Source organism: Microcoleus sp. S13_C5, assembly GCF_036700845.1.
Classification (GTDB): domain Bacteria; phylum Cyanobacteriota; class Cyanobacteriia; order Cyanobacteriales; family Microcoleaceae; genus Microcoleus.
Window position 1 is genome coordinate 39,527 of sequence record NZ_JAUBPR010000025.1, and the last position, 20,385, is coordinate 59,911.

Sequence of the window (20,385 nt, forward strand, 5' to 3'; positions counted from 1 at the left end):
TTATTCATGAGTGCTGAAGTGCTTAGCGATTGAGTTCTGCCATTGCCAGCTTCATGGTCGAAGTCTTACCCGAAAAACCACTTTTGAGTAGGGAGATGTCAAATTGCCAACCTAGCAGCACGAGACATCCGATCGCAATGAGGAGTAGACTTGCCCTGTAAGAAATGTGGTTGTTCATAAATCGGCTGGGGAAAAAAGGTTCTCCTGATGTTACGCGAAACGAAGAAGGGCAATCACGGGGGAAGATCCTACCTCAACAAGTCAGATTTTGTAGGGGCTGTGCCACTGTGCCAGTCCTAGAACCCTGCGAGCGCAGGACTTCTTTCTGCGTAAAGTGAGTTTATAACCTAATAATTCAACTATACTCTTATTCATAGGCTTATAGTCCTCTGGCAAGAAACTATGGAAAGGAGTAGGATTATCGATAGAACTAGCGATAGAGTTAGCGATCCAGCTACCAACAACCGAGGCAATATTTTAATTGTTGACGATCTGCCGGATAACCTGCGTCTTCTCAGCCGTACTTTGAGCGCACATGGTTATAAAGTTCGCAGTGTCACAACAGGCGCAATGGCGCTTCGAGCCGCCCAATCGCCATCGACGGAACTAATTTTACTCGACATTAAATTGCCCGATTTGGATGGCTATGAAGTTTGTAAACAATTAAAATCTGACGAGCAAACCACAGGCATTCCGATAATTTTTTTGAGTGCTCTCAATGCAACTTTCAATAAGGTTCAGGGGCTGGCGGTTGGTGGCGTAGATTATATTGCTAAGCCGTTTCAAGTCGAAGAAGTATTAGCTCGTGTCGAAACTCACCTAACCATCCGACGCTTGCAACAAAGCCTCCAAGAGCAGAATTTACGTCTCTTGAGAGAAATGGAAGAACGCCAACGTCTCGAAGCGTCCCTCTTTGCCGAAAAAGAACTCGCTCAAGTGACTCTCCAATCGATTGGTGATGCAGTTATTACTACCAATGCTCAAGGTAATGTGCGATTTTTCAATCCTATCGCTGAGCAACTGACAGGCTGGAAGGCTCATGAGGCTAAGGGACTCCCCCTGTCTACAGTCTTTGAAATTGTCAATGAAGTAACGCGAAAGCCAGTAGAGAATCCGATCGACAAGGCTCTGTTGGAGAAGCGAATTGTGGGCTTAGCTAAGGATACTATTCTCATTGCCCGCGATGGGACGGAGTATCCCATTAAGGACTCAGCAGCACCGATTCGAGACCGCCAAGGTCAAATTATCGGGGCAGTCATCGTCTTTCATGATGTTACCGAATCGCGCAATCTTGCTCGTCAACTCTCTTGGGAAGCCAGTCACGATGCTCTGACGGGTTTAATCAACCGTCGAGCATTTGAGCAGCGACTAATGGAGGCGATCGCCTCTGTTCAAGATAGCAATCAGCAGCACGCTCTCTGTTATTTAGATTTAGATAAGTTCAAAGTCGTTAACGATACCGCCGGTCATTGTGCTGGCGATGAGCTACTGCGCCAAATCACTACACTTTTACAAAAGGGAGTCCGCGCTAATGACACACTGGCTCGCTTGGGAGGGGATGAATTTGGTCTTTTGCTTACTAAATGTCCCCTCTCTAAAGCAGCTCAGATTGCGGAAAACCTCAAAGACCTAGTGCATCAGTTTCAGTTTTTTTGGGATAGTAAAACCTTTATCATCGGGGTCAGTATTGGAGTTGTTGCCATTAACCAAGCCAGCCAAGATTTGATGGATGTTATGCGGGCGGCTGATGTAGCTTGTTATGCTGCCAAAGGCAAAGGTCGCAACTGTGTTCATGTTTATCGTCTAGACGATGGCGAACTAATATAATTACACAACGTGGTGAGAGGCAGTTGATTTCCAACATCAGCCGTGCATTAGAAACCAATCGTTTTTATCTCTACTCCCAAAAGATTGGCTCTATTACCTCTAACCAATCATTAGAGCCTTATGAAATTTTGTTAAGAATGCTAGACTAAAACGGAGAAAGCGTGGTTCCCAATGAGTTTATTCTCTCCGGCGAGCGTTATGGCTTGATAACCAAAAGCGATTGTTTTTTGGTAATCGAAACTTTTTTATCGAATTATCATAATTTATCCGGGCTAAAGGTTTTAGTAAAGACTTGTATACCAGCAACATTTATGGCGCTAGCAGTCGAGTTTATTTTAATTTTTCTTGTTCCATTTTATCCCGTTTTCGATGTTGAGGTCGCGGTCTCTGGTGTGAGTTACCGCACTTTTTTAGGTATTTCCATCCTCCGAGTTTTGCGGCTTGTTCTGTCCCAGTTTTTTGGGCGATCGCACGTTCTTCCTTCAGAATTACCACGGCGAACCGATCATGGTAAAAGCGGCCCAATAATAAGGATGCGACAAATTTCGATCGCCCCGGGTGGTCAACTCCGACGGTAAAGGCAGAGCTTGATTGTTGCCCGATCGCACCAAATAACCGTCTTGTAACCGCACTTCTCCCCGCAACATCGCCAACTGCGCTTGCCGCAAAGCCTCAGCCTTAATCGGCGCTGTACGCAACTGCTGGTAAAACTCAGTCATCAGCCCCAAAGTACCGACATCGCTGACATACCACAAACTCGCCAAAGCCGATTTTACCCCCGCGTGCACCGCCAACCCCGCAAACCCCAACTCAGCTTGTTCGTCTCCCACCGCCGTAGTACACGCACTCAAAACCAACAACTCTACCTGCGGGTTAGATAGCTTCAACTGATCCAACTGATTCAACCGCAACTTAGTATCCCAAAACTGAATGTAAGAATTTTCCGCCCCCCCAGGCTGAAAATCGCCGTGAGTAGCTAAATGAATAATTTTGTATTGCGGTTGATTGCGCTTGTGCTTCAAATTTGCCAAAGTAAAAGCTTCATTGAGAAAAGACGAACCCGGCCAAATCTTGCCCACAATTGTCGATATTTCCAACGGCACCGCAGGCAAAGGATTTTGATCGTATTTGGCAGGAAAATTCGACGCACCCATCGCTAACACTTCAGAACCCTTAACATCGGCATAGCGAGTATCAGTTAAACTCAAACTCGGAATCAGCCCCAAACTGTACTTTTCTACCAAAAACTGCTTGCCGTCGTAAAGAGCAGCCAAAGGCAAAGTTCGCAAACCGACATCCATCGAAAACACTAAAGTATCAATCTTATTAGCATCCAATTCCGGTTGCAGCGGTGCAATTAACCACTGGTAAAGTTCCTCGGCAGATTCCTTATAATCAGCAGCATTCAATCTCCTGGGACTTCTGATAGCATTAGTGAATTCTTTAGCAACTTGCAGCACTGTCTCGCGGCTTACAGGCACGCTTTTAAAAACATTTTTGCCGTCTGGCAATAACAACACAAGTTCTAAATGTTTGTCTTTTGCCCATACGTAAAGGATCGCGGGTTTAACCCCAGTCAACTGATTGACGCTGCTAAGAGTATCTCGAATACTTTGCTGCGTGACTGACTTTTCAGTGAGATTACTCCCAAAGTAACGTTCAAATTCCCGGCCCTGAGTTCTATCCCTTTGCTGCACTGCGTCGATCGGATTTATTTGCGCGATCGAACTCGATCGAGAAATCTCAGGAACTCTCACATTCCCGATACTTTCTGCTGTTACCGCACTCGTCGGCTTCTGGGGAGTTGTGGTCACGCTGGCGTTTTCTGTCGTCGCAGGCGTGGCCAAATTGTCTTGTAACACCGACGACGACAGCAGTACCGGGCTGGCCGCAGTCGCGTTCGACTGAGCCTCAACAGGGACAGCAGCAGGTTCTGGCGAGACATTTGCGTTACTGCTCTTTGGCACCGACGCTGCGGGGCCGAGACTCACCTGAGTCACAATTTGTTGAGAATTGGCTGTAGTTTTCAGTTCCACGCTGGTAGTTGGTGCCGGACTCGGCACGATCGCCAGCGGCCCGATCGCAGTTGAGGAGGTGGCAGTGTTCGACTTCAAGTTTCCCGTCCCAACAGTTGCCACCGTGCAGGTTCCCGACGAGCAAGTGCTTTGCAGCAGCGTCTGTGAACCCGATTGAGCCAGCCCGTCTGTAGAAATGCTGACCTGGGCACGCTCAGCAGCCGTTCCTGTTCCCGCAGCCCGAAACGCTCCCCCCGCCTCGATTGCCACATCGCCACCCGTATTGCCACGAGCTTTGATCGAAACAACTTCAACATCTTTCTGCCCGACAATTTGGCTCGAACCCGCACTTCCCGATTGCGAACTCGAGTTGATCACCCCTGTAACGATCCGGCCCGGTGCCGCAATCGAAATATCTCCCCCGCTTCTGGCACCAAAAGCATCGATGTTGCCGGTTTCTACCGCACCGGCGCTGCGAATATTGATAGGGCCCGCCACCCCGGAAGTTGAGCGAGATGAAACCGTACCAGCAGTCAACTTGCCTTGACTGCTAGTGATGTTAATCCCCGCAGTCGAGGTAACGTCTCCGACGGCTACAGTACCGCCCATCAGAGAGATCGTGGCGTTATCAGTGCCGACGATCGCACCCGTTCCCACGATCGCGCCGCTGCCCGATGGCGAGCGAATAGTCGTCGGATCTTGAAATGTCACCGCCACTGGCGTTGAATTTGGCGTTGAATTTGGCACTGGAGAACCAATCGAGATCACACCGCTACCGTCAGCGCGACCGATCGTGATCGAAGCAAACCCATTCCGAAAAGTGTTCAATTCAGCAGCAGTCAATTTCAGAGCTTCTGTATCGCCAGAACCTTGAATTATAATATTTTGACTCGGATCAGCCGGTTGCAGCACCAGATTGCCGTTGCTGGCGATCGAATTTTTGTCACCCGTCAAGTCAATAGCGTTGCCGGTTAAAGTAATATTTCCCGGTGTTTTCGAGCCGCCAGCTTCGATCGCCCCCGCAGTGACTCCATTGCGCCCCGTCAGCGTCACATTCCCCGCGCCATCGCCCCTCGTGTCGATCGCCCCTGTACTCACCGTGCCCTGTGCGGTAACACTAACATCTCCCGCCGAATTGCCTATATCTTGGGAAGAATTGACAGAAGTGTTGATAGTGCGGCCAGTTCCAGTAAGTAGCTGACCGGTTGTGACATTGCCTGCGGTGCTGACGATGCGAATTTCCTGATTGTTGGTAGTGATATTTCCGGTACGGATATTGCCGTCAGCTTTGAGAGTAATTGAGGCATTGTCTGCCCCTCTCAGGGAACTTGTGGTAGTGATTGTTCCCAAACCCGCTGGCGATTGAATAATTAGCGGATCATAAAATGTGAAATCGTTGGCAATCAGAATTGAACCGATACCGTTGCTGCGGCCGATCGTAATTCCAGCAAACCCATTTTCCAAACTTCCGAGGTCGCTTGCCGTCAGATTCAAATAAATATTAGTGCCGACATCTCCAGAACCGCCGATCGCAATATTTTGACCTGGACTCCAAGGTTGCAGTACCAAAAATCCAGTACCGCTGACTGAATTTTTCTCGCCTTTAAAATTTATTTCATTACCAGTCAAAGTAATGTTTCCCGAACCCCCTGCGATCGAGGTAACTCCGAGAACATTCCGAGCCGTCACAGTTACATTTCCCGTCGCTTCCCGGCCGCTGGCATCAATTTTTTGGGCCGTTACGTTCAGGCCTTCGAGCAAAATATTTCCGCTGCTGCCAGTGTTAGGATTGGATGAAGAAATATTGTTGGCAACAGTCGAACTCGGACTAATCAAACTAATATTTCCGCCGTTACTCGACAAATTGCCCGCAGTAATTTGACTTCCCGAAATGGCGATCGCACCGCCAGCCGTGCTAATTGTATCTCCAGAATTCATCGAGAAAGCACCCGCACCATTGCGATCGGCATCTGCTCTCAATGTTACCGAACCAGTAGTTGCTTGAAAGCTCAACTGATTGTCCGCCAAATCAGCAATTGTAATATCATTGAGCGCTTCGAGAACCACATTTGACGTAGCCGACATACTTTCCAAAGCTCTAGCCGAAATTGTCAGCGAAGGCTCAGAATTCTTTTCCGATCCAGGTGGCGTTCCTGTTGCCAAAATATTATTGTTGGCAATAATTGCCGCATCGTCCGCAGTTTTTAGGGAATCTGTAATTAAGATATTGTCTGGATCTAACAGCAAAGTCCCCAAACCGTTTGTCCCAGAGGTATCAACAGTACCGTTAAAAATCAATCTTTGCTTCCCCGACACTTCCACAAACCCGCCAACACCTGCGGTTCCCGTTGTAGAAACGCCAGTGGCGCTGATGCTGCCCAAAAATGCTGTTGTGTTGTCAGCCCACACCAAAACTCTGCCGCCGTTGCCTGATTCAGTTGCGTTGGCGGCGATCGAACTTTTGCCATCCACGTAAGTCATCCTGGCATTCGGCACAGTTCCCTCGCCTCGGTAATCTCCCCCGATCCGCACCGTTCCGCCACCGTCGGGCCCCGAAGCCTCAATCTTCGCTCCCAATAGCCCTACCTTGTCGCCCAACACATTGACGCTTCCTCCCGCGCCCCCCCTGGTAGACACGTCCGCAGAACCCGCTACCAGCGCAGTTCCAGCACCTCCAGGCACTGTTTGGCCGCCTGTGAGCACGACTTCACCTTGAGCGTTCGTAGTTATACCCGTAGCGTTAGCCACGCCGGGGCCCGAAAGCAGTGCAGGTAAACTCTGGGGAGAGAAGGGAAGAGCTTCCGAACCCGACACTCCGGCTGCTGGAGAAACTTCTAAACTCAGCAAAAGTCCGTTTTGACTGAACCGCACCAAATTTTGGCCCGGGACAGCCGCCACAGTAATTTGACCGCCCGGGGCTGAAAGTTTGCCCGTACTGATCACCGTACCACCCAGCAAAGTCAAATTTTGCCCGGTTCCGACAGCCAAGTTACCAGCATTGACAATACTCGCCGGCTGTGAATCAAAAACAAAAGCATTCGGCGCTCCGACTATAGTGGCGTAGTCGTTCGCCCCTGTACCGTTGAACCAGCCGTTGTCAAAACCGATACCGCTAGCGGTGGTAGCAAAAAAAGACCCGGACACATCGAGTCGCGCATTTGCTCCGAAGATGATGCCTGCGGGATTCATCAGCAACAAATTAGAATTGCCGCCACTAACTTGAATTAGACCGTTAATTAAGGAAGCGTCGCCCCCGACAACACGGCCGAGGATATTTTTAACGCTTGGGTTGGAGATGAAATTGGCAGTTTCGCCAGAATTCAGACCGAACCGAGTAAAACTGTGGAACAAATTTGCTCCGTCTTTGGAGGTAGTGCCGCCTTGAATGTCGTAGCGAGGGGGCGACCCTGTACCTGGGGCGGTGACAGCGGTTCCGGTGCCGTCTGGGGCTGGAATAATAGATTGTGCCGCAGCAATTTGAGATTGGGGATAAATTGCCACGAGTACCCATCCTTTGCTGTTTTCTTGGAGGAAAACCAGGTTGGGCAAAAAATCTACTATCAAAAATCCAGCAAGGGGAATTGCTGCCAGAATCGACCGCACAGCACGTTGAGCATTCATAAGTTTGCCTCGGTCTAGACCTTAATTCGAGTTTAAAATTGAGATTTTAGGTAAAAAAGAGTCGATCGCACCCCAATGCTGACACTTCCTAACGCGAACTCTCGATCGCAAATCTTAAATTTTAAGTCGAAATTTGATTGTGTCACCAACATAGCAAAGACTGACAGTAAGTGTCGAAACACAGGAATTTTCAACAGATAAAATTATGAGCGATCGAATTGTCCGTCTGATTGGTTTAACTGGGGGTATCGCCACCGGTAAAACCGCTATATCTAATTATCTGGCAGATGCCTGTGGATTTCCGATTTTAGATGCCGATATTTACGCGCGCGAAGCTGTGAACCCCGGTTCGCCAATACTTGACTCTATTGTAAAACGATACGGCGCGGGTATTTTGCTCCCGGACGGCAATTTAAATCGGTCCGAGTTGGGAAGTATTATTTTTTGTAACGCAGACGAGCGGCAGTGGTTGGAACAACAGATTCACCCTTACGTGCGCCACCGATTAGTTGAGGAAACTCAAAGCTGCATTGCTGCATCGAGTTTGGTATCCCAGGACACACAGAATTTAGGTACAAAGACTCAAGAAACCGGGTTTTTTCACCCTCATCAAAAGCTAGAACGAAGTATTGTTGAAAAAAAACCCGGTTTCTGCGCCCCGACTGACACGTTGACTTTGGTTTTGGTAGTGCCGCTGCTGTTTGAAGCTAATATGACTGACTTGTGTACCGAAATTTGGGTGGTGTACTGTTCACCCGAAGTGCAGTTAGAACGACTAATGCAACGAGACGGCTTGAGTTACGATCGAGCTAATGCCCGCATTAACGCCCAGTTGCCACTAGCTCACAAATGTCAACAAGCTGATGTTATTTTGGACAATTCGTCAACCCTCGACGCGCTATTCCTGCAGGTAGATGTGCAAGTCAGTCGCTTTGAGATTTGATATTTGAGATTGACTCCGCGATAGCGGTTTTAAAACCAGGTTTTTATACTTTCTGCGGGCCAGTTCGATTTGAGAGTTGAGATTGAAGATTGACTCCACGATTTTGTGAACGGGCTTTTTTCCCCAACCGCTTTCGACTCCTCCTTCGGAGTGGCGCGTAAGCCCTCTTGTCACAAAGCAAAATCAGAAAAGTCAGAAAAGATCAGAAAAAATAAGAGCTTCACAATTTATTTAAAAATACAATAGCAATCATTTATGAAGTTAATGTAAAAAATTAGGCATTGCCCGCTTTAAGAAATCTCATTCACCAAGATATTTATATGTAAGGTGCTGAGGGCGCGCCTCGGTACTCTCATGTTGTGTCTTTAATCCCCGGGTTGCCGCTTCACATCAATAAATTATGAAGTTAATCATAAAAGTAGTAAAACTTTACAATTAGCGGTTTGTGTTTCCTTGTTGGAAGACTGTTTCAAGAGAATTCCAGGGGTGATACTCTTTTAGATTTTAGATTTTAGATTGGGGAATGATTTATAACTACCAGGGTTGGGAATATAGCCATAGAAGAGTAGCATTATTTTTTTGAACATGGTCTTGAATTCGGCTGGTTGCCCGCCAGTAGCAGAGAACTAGAAATTACCAGCGAACAAGCGAGCTAGAGTATGGATTTCACCAGCTTTTAACCACCAATAAAAAAAATTGTAGGGCCCGTCACTTACTAATGGATGATTTCGTCACAATTATTTTTTTTATCCTGATAGCAGAGTAGAGACTGCGTATCAAGAGGGGGAAAATACAAACACCAAAATTTATGATGCGCGTTTACTCTTCCATCCTGATGTCAAGCCTTTTACTGAGCGGCACCGCAGTTAACGCTCAAAGCTTAGAAACTCGATCGACCTTTTTTGATCAAGACAACCCTACTCCAGAAATTTTAACCACTCTACCTGGCACTCCGACCTTTGACGCAGATACCGGTAAAGATGAGCCGCCACCACGAGGCGCCGGGAGATAAAGCCGAAAAAAGCGATAATTGCAGGGAATTAAGGGGATGATGGGAGAATATAAAATTGGGAGAAGAAGAGAAAAATTGAAGATTTCGAGCCCTTAATTGGGGACTTACGTACTGCGTACCAAAAAACCGATTTTTTAGCCGTATTTGACGACTCCAGACATAATTTTTGGCTATTCCGGTTTTTTTGCCCAATATCCTCAAAATATCAGACACCACAAACGGGCGCGAAATGTTGCACTCAAAAAATAAAGAAAGGTAAAGCGGGAGTATGAATCTGGCGCTTTACCTTTTTTTTTTAACTTTTGCAGCTTTAATCTTCTTCCGCAGCTTCGCCACCAACAACGACATCGCGAATCCGCAAACTCGGGCCGCCACAGCCGACGGGCAAACCGCTTTGCCCTGCCTTGCCACAGCCGCCAGATTCATCCCAGTAGAAATCGTCGCCGATCGCCTCAATATCAGCTAAAGTGCTGAAAACATTACCCGAAAGAGTAACATCCCGCACCGGATTATCGAGTTTTCCGTCGCGGATCATCCAAGCTTCGCCGGCACTGAAAGTAAACATTTCGCCGTTTGTCATGCCGCCTTGCCAATTGCGCGCATAAACTCCTTCTTTGATACCAGAAAATAAGTCAGCAACTGGCGTGTCACCCCGTTCGATCCAAGTATTCGTCATGCGGACGATCGGCGGATAATGATAATTCAAACAGCGAGCATTGCCAGTAGGCGTTTCTCCCAATTTGCCCGCCGTTTCCCGCGAGTGCAGCCGCCCGACTAAAGCGCCGTCTTTAATTAACTGAGTCGTCGTCGCGGGAGTGCCTTCGTCGTCGTAGAAATAGCTCCCCCGGTGTCCTTCGGGCGATGCACCGTCGAAAATTTGCAAGTTTTTGGGGCCGAACTGGCGCCCGAGGGTCATAATTTCCAAGATGTCTGGATTTTCGTAGGCCATGTCGGCTTCGGAAAGGTGTCCGAAGGCTTCGTGGACGAATAATCCGGTCAAAATTGGGTCGATGACGACGGTGTAGGTGTTGCCTTGGACGGGGGGTAAGGCTAGGGAATCTACGGCTCTCTGCGCGGCGCTGCGAACTTGAACATCGAGATCGGTTAAGTCTTCGTAAGCTTTGCGGGAACCAGTGGTTTCGCGGCCGGTTTGTACGGTTTCCCCGCTGCGGGCTGTGGCGGCAAAGCGCATTTCCATGTCTGCCCAACCTTGTTCGAGCATGGTGCCTTCGGAGGTGGCGAGGATGATGCGCTGGGTGCTGTCGCCGTAACGCACGGAGATGGTGGCGATGCGGGGGTCAATGCTGCGGAGAATGGCCGCGTAGCGATCGCACAATTGCTTTTTGTCAATTAGGGGAACCAGACGGGGGTCTGTTCCTGTCAGCGGCAGCAAGCAAATGTCTTGTACTGGGGTAACTGGCGCGAGAATCGTTTCTTCTTCGCCGATCAGTTGGGCCGCGGCGATGGCTTCTTCGATTCTTTCGGCGAGGGTGGAAAGTCGGTTAAAACTGGCAAAGCCCCAGCCGCCTTTGTGACAAGCTCTGACTTGGCCGCCAATTGAGACTCCTTCGCTGAGGGTTTCAATTTTTTCGCCCCGCAGCAGGATGTCGGTGCCTTCGGCTTCTTCCAGTCGAATTGCCAGATAATCGACTTGGTGGCGGTAGCGGGCCATTAAGTCTGACAGCAGATTTTTCGAGTCGGCGATCGAGGTGGGCATAAGGAAAGCGCGGTGTTTAACTTACTTCATTTTGCACTTTTGTCAGGGCGATCGTGCAAAATATCGCCCCAAGCGCGGAGATTGCGACTTATTGGTACGGTTCTGCCAATATCGTTAGTTGATAAATGTGGATATCCTGTGAGTTAGGAGGAAGGTGCAAGAAATTATGCGGGATTTTTCAATCGTGCTGGTGCTTGACTCCTAACTCCTGAACTTTCCTATACATAAATACTTCACCCTTCAGGCCTCCGAAGGTGGGTTTATAACTGTGAATACTTACTTTTTACCGACAATAAGCGAAATTTTAGCCTCCGAAGGCCAAGAAAATGACCTGAGTCTCTTTGATGCTAAGTTGGCGGGAGAAAACAACCGCCATCGGTGTCCTGCAAGCCGTGGGGCTTCTCGGCTGAAAGCTGAACAGGAATGGTACGGGGCGATCGCAGCTTTGAATCAAATGCTCGATCGGCAAAAACCCGGACAAAAAACAGATGCCGATCGAGCAAATGGTCGATCGACAATCCCCAGTTCCTGTCAGGGATTGGTTTTGTCGGGCCCGTCTTCCGTTTTGACTGACCCTGAGAGGGCCAACGGCTTTGCCAATTGGATTTTTACCAGTATTCCCGACAACGATGCAGCTTTGTGGTCTTTTCGTGCTAGACAAACTTTAGCTTTAATGCCGGCGGCTGAGGTGCAAATATCTGTGCCGGCGGCGGCCCCGGCTTTGGCTTTGGCAAGTGGCGATCCCTTAGCCAACGAGCAGTTTTGTTTGGTTTTAACTGCTAGTTTTAGCCTAGTGATGGTTTTGGGTGAAAATCCTGCAGGAATTCCGGCTTTTCTATTTTCTTTCGATCCGCAAGTAGTGGCTAAAGCTTGGGAGGTTTTGCGGCGTCGGGTGACTGAAAGCGACAGTTTGCTTGCCAATTCTGACGGCGGATTCACTTTGCCAGTTAGCCCATTAACTAATAATTCTAGTAAATTAGACGCACTGTTTGAGCAGTTTTTACCTGTTGCTCCCAATTATCAAACAGTGATGCAGTTCAGCCGCTTGCTGTTGCATAATTTGCCGGTTGGGAAAGATGAAGCAGGCCGGATAAAGGATGAAAGAATTGATGATGGTTTGAACCACAGACATCACAAGTTATCGGCTACAGATATCAACTGCAAATCTCCAATTCCTCTCGCTACTAAAGAGGTGGAATTGCTACAGGCGATCGCCCACGAAGTCCGCACTCCTTTGGCTACTATTCGCACGCTGACTCGATTGTTGCTGAAGCGACCCAAACTCGATGCCGTAGTGGTCAAGCGTTTGGAAATGATTGATGCTGAGTGTACCGCTCAGATCGATCGCTTCAGTTTAATTTTCCGCGCCGTGGAATTGGAAATGTCGCAAGCTAAAAATTCTGGTGTGCAGCTAACAGCAATGTCCCTCGGTGAAGTGCTGCAAAATAGCATTCCCCGCTGGCAAAAACAGGCGAGTGTTCGCAACCACACTTTGGAAGTTATTGTGCCGAAAAAATTGCCTGCGGTAGTCAGCGATCCGACGATGTTGGATCAGGTTTTAACTAATTTGATTGAGAATTTTACTCGAACTTTGCCCTCGGGGAGTCGCATTCAGGTGGAGGTGACGTTGGCGGGCGATCAGTTAAAGTTGCAGTTGGAATCGGAACACATACCTGAAGGTAATGGCGCATCGACTTTTGCAGCTAAGGCGAATGGTCCTTTGCGATCGATCGGGCCTTTGTTGATGGTGCAGCCGGAGACGGGAAGTTTGAGTTTAAATTTGAGTGTGACTAAGAATTTATTTCGGGCTGCTGGCGGGAAGTTGGTAATTCGCCAGCGGCCCCAAAAGGGTGAGGTGATGACGGTATTTTTGCCGCTGCAATAGTCAGTTGTCAGTTGTTGGTTGTCATATAAATTCCGGTGGCATCGGAATGATGTAACAGCAGAGGACGCAGAGAACGCAGAGGAAGAGAAGAGAGAGATTAATAATATCGATCAACAACTAACAACCAACAACTGACAACTGACTACTAACCTTCAATCAATTAAAATCTCAATAACAAACTCCGTTCCTTCTCCCGGTGTAGAAAAACAACTCAGTTTTCCGCCGTGTTTTTCTTCTACAATTTGACGCGCGATCGCCAGTCCCAACCCAGTTCCTTTTCCAACGTCTTTAGTGGTAAATAGATGGTCAAAAATCCGATTTTTCACCTCTTCCGACATTCCATTGCCGTTATCGGCGATGGAAATTTTTACAGTTTCACTTTCTACTTTTGTCCGAATAGTGATTTGATTGGGATGGCCTTGAATCTCGGCAAAATTCCGTCCTTGATTGGAGTCTTCTAAGGCATCGATCGCATTCGCCAGCAAATTCATAAATACCTGGTTTAATTGTCCCAAATAACATTTGACTTTGGGAATCTTGCCGTACTCTTTAATAATTTGAATTTCAGGATGCTTTTCGCTAGCTTTCAGGCGATGGCGTAATATCATCAAAGTGCTATCGAGTCCTTCATGGAGATTGGCCTCAACTTTATTGGCGGTATCGGCGCGAGAGAAAGTGCGGAGGGAGGTGCTGATGTTTTTGATGCGCTCGCACCCTATTTTCATGGAACTCAACATCTTGGGTAAATCTTCTACTAGATAATCTAAATCTATTTCCTCTGCTTTCTCAATCAATTCTGCTCCTGGTTGAGGAAACTTTTCTTGATATAGCTGCAAATAATCAATTAAATCTTGGACTCCAGCATTAGCTTCATTAAGGTTCCCGGCAATAAAACCAACGGGGTTGTTGATTTCATGGGCAACCCCTGCCACTAGATTACCTAATGCTGACATCTTTTCACTTTGGATCATTTGCATCTGAGCTTGCTGAAGTTCATTCAAAGTCTGCTGCACTTGGTGATAGAGGCGGGCATTCTCCAGAGCGATCGCCGCTTGACTAGAGAGAAAATTCAGCACGAGGAGGCGATCGCGACTAAACACTCCACTGGTGATCCGATTTTCTAGATACAAAATGCCGACCAAATTCCCCTGATTTAGAATTGGCAAACCCAGCAAACTCGCCGGTTGGTGGTGCTGTAAATAATCGTCAATCACAGGCAGATCAGTTTTGAGGCGATCGATGACAACTGCTGCTAGGGTATTTTTTACATAGTGGATTAATTTAACGGGAACGGTGGGATTGTTCTCTAGGGGTTCCGTTTGCAGGCTAATGTGTTCCCACGTAGCGATCGCCCGCACTTGCCATTGTCGATCTTGGCAGAGCATCAGTGCACAGCGATCGGCTCCAGAGTTTTGTAACATGGTTTGGGTGACAATTTGCAGCAACTCATCGAGGTCGATCGTGCTGGAGATGACTTGGGAGATTTGCAGCAGGGTTGAAAAATCTAGAGCATGGTTGATGGAGGTGCTTGAGGTACTGTGGTGGGTGCTCGAATGAATGGAGTAAGTAGGATTGCTGAGCGTGGATAGGGTTTCTAAAATAGAGAGGGGTTGGGCTGCCTGTTGTAAGATGGGGCGCAGCAGATCGGGATAACGTTTTTCTAGGTCATCGGTTTTGGCTTTTGCTCCCCAGCGGGCGTAACAATAGTACGCTTCCTGCATATAGCCTGCGGCAACTTTTTCTTTGCCCCAGTTGAGGTAGAATTTAGCCGCGAGTTCGTTGGCTAAGGCTTCTTCGTTGAGAAATTGGTTTTCTTTAGCGAGGAAGATCGCGCGATCGTAGAGGTCGATGGCGTCTGCTTTGTGTCCTAAAACTCGCTGCTGTTCGGCTTGAATTAAATCGCATTTGTGGGCAAAGTTCATGGGCGCATGGGTTGCCCAGTTAGTAAGTTGCTCAAGATCCTTCGTAACCGCTTCAGTGATTGGCAACGTTTTTGTGTTTGCGAGTAACGTGAGTGCATGATAGAAATAAAAGACTCCATAGAACACAGTCCCGATAATGGCACCAATTGTTTTCTCGGCAATTTGAGCCATCTCCAGAGCTTCTTGGGGTTGCCCAAAATGGTAAGCTAGAACCAATTTATGAGCATAGACGCTCCCGATCGAGTAAGTATCTCCCGCTGACTGATGCTGAGGTAATCGCGTCGTTTCATCGTAAGCTGCTCCAACGAGTTTCTGGGGATTTTCGGCTTCACCTGTCCAATTTAAAACTGCTTGTTGATGAATTTGGTGAAAGTTCAGAGCAGTTGTTTGTTTGAGTTGGGCGATCGCCTCGGCATAGATTTCTTTCTCTTGCCCCAGTTGTAGAAGTTCATTTCCGGCCGCATAAGCAAGTTCACATCGGTTATGCACACAGTAAGCGGCGAACTCCAAATCTCCCGTTTCCAAACCCGCTTGATAGCCTTCGAGCAAAGGCATCAGTACAGTATGAATTGGCTCCTGCCAAATGCGAACAAATGGATAAACTAAATTGATAATCTTCGCTTTAAAACTCGATGCTTTCAACATTTCCATCAAGGCGATAGCGAGATCCGCAGCACGATTCCCGGCTACAATTTCCCCACCAAATGCACAAACAATTAGTCCATAGGTTGAATAAGCATAGGGTGTTTGGATCGCATTTCCAAACTGAAGTGATAATTCAATTTGTTTGAGGACAATCAACGGATAGAGGGCTGGCGAACCCATATAGGCTGCTGAAGCCATACTGCTGAGAATATTCATTGCAGCCAGTTTCTGTGGATCGCTCATCCTTGGTGAAGTCATTACATCCACACTCATCAGTCGATCGCGAATAGCATCAAGAGCAGGGGCTACCATGTCTTGGGTGGGATGTTCTGGCAACTCCACATCCAACTCTTGAAGGATTGCCCGTGCCACCTGAATCGCCTCTGATAATTGATTGCGGGCAATCAAGGATTGAATCTTTATTTCTAAGGCTTTAACTTGTTCTAGAGGGTTTGACGTATGTTGGAGAACTGCCTCGACGCAAGCATCTACCCGCTCAAATGCGCCAATCAGACAGGTTGAATTCGCAGCTTCAATGTACAATTCTGAAGTAAGAATGGGCTGTCTGATCCATTCGTCAGAATTGTCAGTGGCTAAAAGTTGCAGCCCTATCTCACAGTATTGAGCCGATGCTGGGTAAGCAGCCGAGAGCCGTGCTTTACGCCCAGCCTTCAGATTGAGGTTGGCTAGATGGTCTCGCTGCTCCTGAATTGCAATGCGATCGCTGCCCAGATTAAATTGACTGACAATCGCAAAAATTCTCTCGTCTAGTTGCTCTGGTGAGGTTCGAGCGAATAGCAATTGCCCAATGTGCAGATGGACGGATTGTTTTTGGTCTTCAGGAATCAGGGAATAGGCGGCTTGCTGGACGCGATCATGCAAAAACTTGTAATTCACCACCTCGGAATTTTGTGCCTGATCCTGTTTTTCCATGCCCACATAAAACTTGTAGACTTCACTTTCAGGCAGGATTAACTCTTCTTGCAATGCCTTCCACAAATCCGCCGCCGTTTCTGTTGCTAATTGCTCAGAAACAACAGCCAAAGTACCCAAATCAAATTGATTGCCAATACAAGCCGCCAACTTCAAGACATTCTGAGTCGCTGGCGGCAATTTTTGCAACTGCAACGCCATAAAGTCAACGATATCATCCGTCACTGCTAATGCTTTTACTTTTGCAATGTCGCATTGCCAATTGCCCTCATCAAAGTCAAACTGAATGAGCTCCTCATCGTGCAGCATTTTCAGGAATTGCACGCTAAAAAATGGATTGCCTTTGGTTTTTTGGTAAATTAGTTGAGTTAATGGTTGTGCGATTTCGGGCGAACAGCTAAGAGTATCGGCAACGAGTTGATTTAAACTCGTTTCAGTCAGAGCGGCTAATGTAATCGTTTTGATTGCAGCTTGTGCTTTCCCAATCTCCTCTAGCGCCAACATCAAAGGATGAGCGGCAGAAACTTCATTGTCGCGATAAGCTCCAATTAATAATAGATATCGACCGTCTGACTCGCTCATCAACAACTGCATCAATTTCAAAGAGGCAGAATCTGCCCATTGCAAATCATCGAGGAACATTACTAAGGGATGTTCTTTTGTGGTGAATACTTGGAGAAATTTTTGAAATAGTAAATTAAAGCGGTTCTGTGCCGCCGTCCCAGACAGTTCTGTTGCGGGCGGCTGTTGAGAGATAATTTGCTCTAGTTCAGGAATTACTTCAATAATTACTTGCGCGCTGTCACCAAGCGCAGCTAAAATTTTGGTTTTCCAAGCTGCTAACTGAACCTCGCTTTCACTCAGCAATTGACCCATTAATTCTCGAAATGCTTGCACAAAAGCTGAGAAGGGAATATTGCGATTAAATTGGTCAAATTTGCCTTTGATGAAGTAGCCGCGCTGGCGGACAATTGGTTTTTGAACTTCGTTAACAATGGCAGTTTTGCCAATGCCAGAAAAACCCGCCACCAGCATTAACTCGCGCCTTCCCTCGTTCCCAGGAAAAGTCTCGCAACCAGAGATGCGATCGAACGCTGCCAATAATTGGGCAACTTCGCTTTCTCTGCCGTAGAGTTTCTCTGGTATGATGAAGCGCTCGCAAACATCCCGTTGCGCGATCGCAAAACTTTCTATTTTACCACTTTCTTTTAATTGACGCAAACACAATTCTAAATCAAATTTCAGCCCCAAAGCACTCTGATAACGGTCTTCGGCATTCTTCGCCATCAATTTCATCACGATGTCGCAGAGAACTTGCGGAATTTCTTCCCTTCTCTTTTCGCCAAGCAGCGGCGGTTGTTTGGCAATATGAGAGTGTACCAATTCCATCGCATCGTTAGATTGAAACGGCAACTCTCCGGTCAGCAATTCATAAAAAGTGACACCCAAAGAATAAAAATCTGTCCGGTAGTCAATGCCGCGATTCATCCTTCCTGTTTGTTCAGGAGACAAATAGCTTAGTGTCCCTTCTAGCACGTTGGGACTCATCAGCATTTGAGTTTCTCGCGGTAGCAAAGATGCAATACTAAAGTCAATGAGTTTGACTTGTTTAGTCGCAGGATTAATTAAAATATTGGCTGGTTTAATATCTTTGTGAATGATGCGGTGGCGGTAAAGTATATCTAATGTATTGCTTAGGTCGATCGCTATTGGGAAAAACTCAACCAGAGATTGCACCGTTTTTCCTTTCCCTGTCCATTGGTTCAGAGAAATGCCCCCGAAGTCTTCCATAATCAGCGCATAGCCGTTCCGGTAGGCTTCCAAGCTGTAGGTTTGAATGATTCCGGGCAAATTCAGATTTTTGGTGATCGTGTATTGATTGCGAAAATGCAAGAGTTCGCTAAAGCTGGGATACTCGTTCCGCAATACTTTGATGATGACCGATTTTTTGTCGCAGAGGCGAGAGCCTCGATAAACTAGGGTGCGAGTGCCTGAGTAAATTCTATCGAGAAGTTGATACCCAGTTAGTTCTATCATAGCAATAATTATTTTTTTATATAAAATTTGATATTACTATTATAATCTAGTGCAACTCAGATTCTTCCTTCATATTAATACTTAAAAATATAACAAATTTCGCAGCCCCCCCAACAGCTAATCGTTAACAGTTAACCGAATTCGGTTAACCGTTAACAGTTAAGCGAATTCAGTTAACCGAATTCATTCTGGCTTTCAAGGCATCTCGCGCTTGTTCTCGATCGTCAAAATGGACTTTTTCGGTGCCCAAAATCTGATAATCTTCGTGTCCCTTTCCTGCAATCAGCACGCCATCTCCCGGTTTAGCCTCCATAATAGCAGTGCGAATTGCAGCGGCTCGATCGCACAAAACCATCGGCTTTACTGCGGCGGGAATTCCTGCTAAAATATCCTCCAAAATGCGATCGGGATTTTCCGTGCGCGGATTGTCGGAAGTAACAACAGCTAAATCGGCTAATTCTGCAACGATTTTACCCATAATCGGCCGCTTAGTGCGATCGCGATCGCCACCGCAGCCAAACACGCAAATCATCTGACCCGGAATAAACGGCCGCGATGCTTTCAGCAAGTTCTCCAAACTGTCGGGAGTGTGCGCGTAATCGACAATTACGCTAATATCTTGGTCGGGACTAATTTGCACCCGTTCCATCCGTCCCGGAACTCCGGAAAACTGAGATAGTTTCTCCACAATTGCGGACAAATCTAAACCCAATTCTAAAACAGCACCGACAGCAGCCAACATATTTGATAAATTGAACTGACCGACTAAAGGCAAAGAAAAAGCAGTTTCCCCCTTCGGAGTGTGCAGCATTCCCTTAACTCCATTGGGCTGATATTGCAAATCAAAAGCATACAAATCTGCCGTTTTTAGAACAGTGCTGTAACTCCAAACTCTGTCGGATTTTAAAGTCTCAACGATCCGCTGTCCGTAAGGGTCATCAATATTAACTACAGCGCGATTTGCGAGGTAATCCGAACCAAACAAAAGCGATTTAGCCTCAAAATAATCTTCCATATCACGGTGATAATCTAGATGATCTTGAGTCAAGTTTGTAAAGACAGCAACTTCAAAACTACAGCCTAAAACTCGCTGCTGTGCTAAAGCGTGGGAACTGACTTCCATCACCCCATGTTTACATCCGTCTGCTACAGCTTCTGATAATTGCTTTTGCAGGTCAACTGCAAAAGGTGTGGTGTAAACAGCAGTTTGTTGGAAGCCCGGCCAGCGAGTATAAAGCGTGCCGAAAATCGCCGTCGGCAACTGCATTTCATTGAGCAAAAATTCGATTAAATGAGTTGTTGTAGTTTTGCCGTTAGTCCCGGTAACGCCGACAAGTTTTAATTTGCTAGCTGGATTGCCGTAAAAAGCAGTTGCTATTTGACCGCAAACTTGAGCCATATCGGCTGCTGCGATGACGCAGGGAACCTCTTCTAGCCCCTTGCTAAGGGGGGGTTGGGGGGGTGTTTTCTCGGCTGCTTGGGTGGAAATTATGGCGGCAAGTGCACCAGATTCGATCGCACTTTGCCAAAAATCTCCCCCATCTACCCGAGTTCCCGGCATTCCCAAAAACAAATCGCCCGCCTGACAAGCGTGGGAATTAGTGGATAAACCCTTGACTTCGGCATCGAGGGCGGGATGTTTAGCGTCAAAGGAAATGCTGGGAACTGCTGCTAATAATTCTCTCAATTTCATCTGAAAAACTCCTCGCTTGAATGTCTTGAATATGACTGGCGGAACAAATTGTTTGAGCCACTATCTGCAGGTTTTTGCTGGGCGCGGTGCAAACCCTAGGTTTTTTATGCGCGGTGTAAAATCTCTCGGCCTAGA

9 protein-coding genes are annotated in these 20,385 nt (G+C 47.2%); 4 read left to right on the plus strand and 5 right to left on the minus strand.

Annotated features, from left to right (window positions below; all coding sequences use genetic code 11):
- Positions 1 to 22: 22 nt before the first annotated feature.
- Positions 23 to 178 (minus strand): hypothetical protein, encoded by a 156-nt coding sequence (locus QUA04_RS09810; protein ID WP_333256108.1) that lies wholly within the window; start codon positions 176 to 178, stop codon positions 23 to 25.
- Between the two features lie 224 nt (positions 179 to 402).
- Here QUA04_RS09810 and QUA04_RS09815 point away from each other — a divergent pair, with 224 nt between their 5' ends.
- On the plus strand, positions 403 to 1,827 hold the full coding sequence (locus QUA04_RS09815) for a diguanylate cyclase domain-containing protein (protein WP_333256110.1): 1,425 nt from the start codon (positions 403 to 405) through the stop codon (positions 1,825 to 1,827).
- Between the two features lie 488 nt (positions 1,828 to 2,315).
- On the opposite strand, the gene QUA04_RS09820 is transcribed toward QUA04_RS09815, so the two are convergent.
- Positions 2,316 to 7,463: a CHAT domain-containing protein gene (locus tag QUA04_RS09820; RefSeq protein WP_333256112.1), complete on the minus strand. Its 5,148-nt coding sequence runs from the start codon at positions 7,461 to 7,463 to the stop codon at positions 2,316 to 2,318.
- A gap of 205 nt (positions 7,464 to 7,668) precedes the next feature.
- On the opposite strand from QUA04_RS09820, the gene coaE reads away from it, so the two are divergent.
- Positions 7,669 to 8,406 carry a dephospho-CoA kinase gene (gene coaE, locus QUA04_RS09825; protein ID WP_333256115.1) on the plus strand — a complete coding sequence of 246 codons (738 nt, stop codon included), beginning with the start codon at positions 7,669 to 7,671 and terminating at the stop codon, positions 8,404 to 8,406.
- Positions 8,407 to 9,214: 808 nt separating this feature from the next.
- A complete protein-coding gene (patX, locus tag QUA04_RS09830) occupies positions 9,215 to 9,418 on the plus strand; it encodes a heterocyst-inhibiting protein PatX (protein WP_333256117.1) in 204 nt (67 codons plus the stop codon).
- 310 nt (positions 9,419 to 9,728) lie between these two features.
- On the opposite strand, the gene QUA04_RS09835 is transcribed toward patX, so the two are convergent.
- A complete protein-coding gene (locus QUA04_RS09835) occupies positions 9,729 to 11,135 on the minus strand; it encodes a TldD/PmbA family protein (RefSeq protein WP_333256119.1) in 1,407 nt (468 codons plus the stop codon).
- Positions 11,136 to 11,403: 268 nt separating this feature from the next.
- Between QUA04_RS09835 and QUA04_RS09840 the strand changes: the two genes are divergently transcribed.
- Complete coding sequence (locus QUA04_RS09840; RefSeq protein ID WP_333256121.1) at positions 11,404 to 13,020, plus strand: HAMP domain-containing sensor histidine kinase; 1,617 nt, start codon at positions 11,404 to 11,406, stop codon at positions 13,018 to 13,020.
- Positions 13,021 to 13,172: 152 nt separating this feature from the next.
- Here QUA04_RS09840 and QUA04_RS09845 read toward each other — a convergent pair whose 3' ends face one another.
- Both QUA04_RS09845 and QUA04_RS09850 read right to left on the minus strand, forming a co-directional pair.
- The gene (locus QUA04_RS09845; protein WP_333256123.1) at positions 13,173 to 18,557 is read right to left on the minus strand and encodes an AAA family ATPase; all 5,385 of its coding nucleotides are present in this window, start codon (positions 18,555 to 18,557) and stop codon (positions 13,173 to 13,175) included.
- A 169-nt stretch (positions 18,558 to 18,726) separates the two neighbouring features.
- On the minus strand, positions 18,727 to 20,250 hold the full coding sequence (locus QUA04_RS09850) for a UDP-N-acetylmuramoyl-L-alanyl-D-glutamate--2,6-diaminopimelate ligase (protein WP_333256125.1): 1,524 nt from the start codon (positions 20,248 to 20,250) through the stop codon (positions 18,727 to 18,729).
- Between the last annotated feature and the right edge of the window lie 135 nt (positions 20,251 to 20,385).

Excerpts from the sequence above, each read along its gene's own strand:
- QUA04_RS09810 (WP_333256108.1), bottom strand. The coding sequence starts at position 178 with ATGAACAACCACATTTCTTACAGGGCAAGTCTACTCCTCATTGCGATC.
- QUA04_RS09815 (WP_333256110.1), top strand. The coding sequence starts at position 403 with ATGGAAAGGAGTAGGATTATCGATAGAACTAGCGATAGAGTTAGCGAT.
- QUA04_RS09820 (WP_333256112.1), bottom strand. The coding sequence starts at position 7,463 with ATGAATGCTCAACGTGCTGTGCGGTCGATTCTGGCAGCAATTCCCCTT.
- coaE (WP_333256115.1), top strand. The coding sequence starts at position 7,669 with ATGAGCGATCGAATTGTCCGTCTGATTGGTTTAACTGGGGGTATCGCC.
- patX (WP_333256117.1), top strand. The coding sequence starts at position 9,215 with ATGATGCGCGTTTACTCTTCCATCCTGATGTCAAGCCTTTTACTGAGC.
- QUA04_RS09835 (WP_333256119.1), bottom strand. The coding sequence starts at position 11,135 with ATGCCCACCTCGATCGCCGACTCGAAAAATCTGCTGTCAGACTTAATG.
- QUA04_RS09845 (WP_333256123.1), bottom strand. The coding sequence starts at position 18,557 with ATGATAGAACTAACTGGGTATCAACTTCTCGATAGAATTTACTCAGGC.
- QUA04_RS09850 (WP_333256125.1), bottom strand. The coding sequence starts at position 20,250 with ATGAAATTGAGAGAATTATTAGCAGCAGTTCCCAGCATTTCCTTTGAC.